This is a genomic window from Micromonospora sp. NPDC000442, from assembly GCF_042898635.1.
Taxonomy (GTDB): Bacteria; Actinomycetota; Actinomycetes; order Mycobacteriales; family Micromonosporaceae; genus Micromonospora.
This window is the reverse complement of the sequence record NZ_JBIAYZ010000058.1, coordinates 1-1,558: the sequence shown is the minus strand read 5'-3', so window position 1 is coordinate 1,558 and position 1,558 is coordinate 1. Positions and strand designations below refer to the sequence as shown.

Genomic DNA, 1,558 nt, shown 5'->3' with positions numbered 1-1,558 from the left:
CTGTGGTCGGTTTGTATCGACCCTGGCGGATCATGGCCGCAGCCCTTGGTTGATCATTCTTCTTGTCGAGGGAAGAGGATCAGGACCAAGGGCTGCGGGATGATCAGTGTGCATGACGTCGGGCGCGCCGGCGTGGTGGGGGACCTCGCGACGTTCCGGAGGGAACTACATCGGTGTCTGACTGCCAGGGCTGATGCGTTGTTCGAGTTGGCTGACGCGGTGTTGTGCGCGGACGGGCCGGTTCGGTCGTTGCCGGCGTTGTCGCTGGTGGCGGAGCACCGTCGTGGTCATGGCGCGTTGTACGACGCGTTGGGCGCTGGTCGCATCGATGTGCAGCGGTTGCGGACCGTGGTGGCGTCGATGCCGATTCCGCGGGCCGCTGACGGGCGGATCGTTCTGGCGGTGGATGTGACCCTGTTGGCTGCGGCCGGAGGCGCACACCGCGCCGGAGCGGATCCTGTGTCACACCTACGGTCGTGGCAAAGACCAGCACATCGGGGTGCCGGGCTGGCCGTACTCGTTCGTGGTGGCCCTGGAGTCGGGGCGTAGTTCGTGGACCGCGCCGCTGGACGCGATCCGGCTGGCCCCGGGCGCCGATCTGGCCGCGGTCACCGCCGAGCAGGTGCGCGCGGTGGCGGACCGGCTGATCGCCGCCGGGCACTGGCAGCCCGGTGACCCGGCGGTCTGGGTGGTGACCGATGCCGGTTACGACGCGGCCCGGCTGGCCTGGCTGCTACGGGACCTGCCGGTACGCGTGCTGGCCCGGATGCGATCCGACCGGGTGCTGCGCCGCCCGCCGGGACCGTGGATACCGGGCCCCAAGTGCGGTCGGCCACCCCGGCACGGCAGCGAGTTCATCTTCGGCGACCCGGCCAGCTGGGGCACCCCGGACGTCACCACCGTGACCGAGACCCGCCTCTACGGCACCGCGACCGCCCGCGCCTGGCACCGGCTGCACCCCCGGCTGACCCGCCGCGCGGCCTGGGCCGACTGCCCCGATCTGCCCATCCTGGAAGGCACCGTCATCCGCCTGGACGTGCAACGGTTGCCTTCCGGCGCGACCGCGAAACCGGTCTGGCTGTGGTGGTCCACCGGCCTCGACCACCAACCCAGCGACAATCCCGACCCGAGCATCATCGATCTGCTGTGGCAGACGTTCCTACGCCGGTTCGACATCGAACACACCTTCCGGCTGTTCAAACAGACCCTCGGCTGGACCGTGCCGAAACTCCGCGACCCGCACGCCGCCGACCGCTGGACCTGGCTGATCATCGCCGCCTACACCCAACTCCGGCTGGCCCGACCCCTCGCCGCAGACCTACGCCGCCCCTGGGAACGACCCGCCCCACCCGACCGACTCACCCCAGCCCGCGTCCGCCGCGGATTTCGGCACCTACGCGCCAACAGCCCCTGTCCCGCCAGCGCACCGAAACCCACCCGACCAGGACCCGGCCGCCCACCAGGACGACCCAACCGCCACCCCACCCGCCGCCACGACGTCCACATCATCACCAGCAACGCGACCGGCAGGACAACCTCCTCCAAAAAGAAGTCGACC

Annotated in this window: 1 pseudogene; it reads left to right on the top strand. The window is 70.2% G+C overall.

What is annotated here, in order from left to right:
• Positions 1-99: 99 nt before the first annotated feature.
• Positions 100-1,558: pseudogene (locus tag ACFY2A_RS30525) on the top strand (NF041680 family putative transposase); the annotation flags it as partial.